Here is a 326-nt window from a genome sequence, read left to right on the forward strand (position 1 = left end):
ACGGGTTATAACACCAGGAAGTCTCCGGATTGATCAAATCAAAAACCCGGACTTCGTATCCATTCCGTTCCAGAACACCTCCGGTTTTACGCAAAAGTTCTGCCTTGGGATCAGTAATCACCATCGAACAGTTGCACTGCATGATGTTTGGGATTGCATACGTCCGGCTCTTTCCTGCTCCTGAACCTCCGACTACCAGCACATTTAGATTTCGTTTGTGCTTATAACCGTCCAGTCCCATGCGGAAATGCTGTGTTAAAAGCAGATTCTGCGTGTACTGCTTTTCGCAGTAACGTCTGCAGATTTCGGACACGTTGCCCCATTTT

Annotated in this window: 1 protein-coding gene; it reads right to left on the minus strand. The window is 47.2% G+C overall.

Annotated features, from left to right (window positions below):
* A partial coding sequence (locus tag G4407_RS16385) for a type IV secretory system conjugative DNA transfer family protein (protein ID WP_173689719.1) occupies positions 1 to 326 on the minus strand: 326 nt, incomplete at both ends.

This window comes from Allocoprococcus comes (genome assembly GCF_013300725.1).
In the GTDB taxonomy this organism is placed as follows: domain Bacteria; phylum Bacillota; class Clostridia; order Lachnospirales; family Lachnospiraceae; genus Allocoprococcus; species Allocoprococcus comes_A.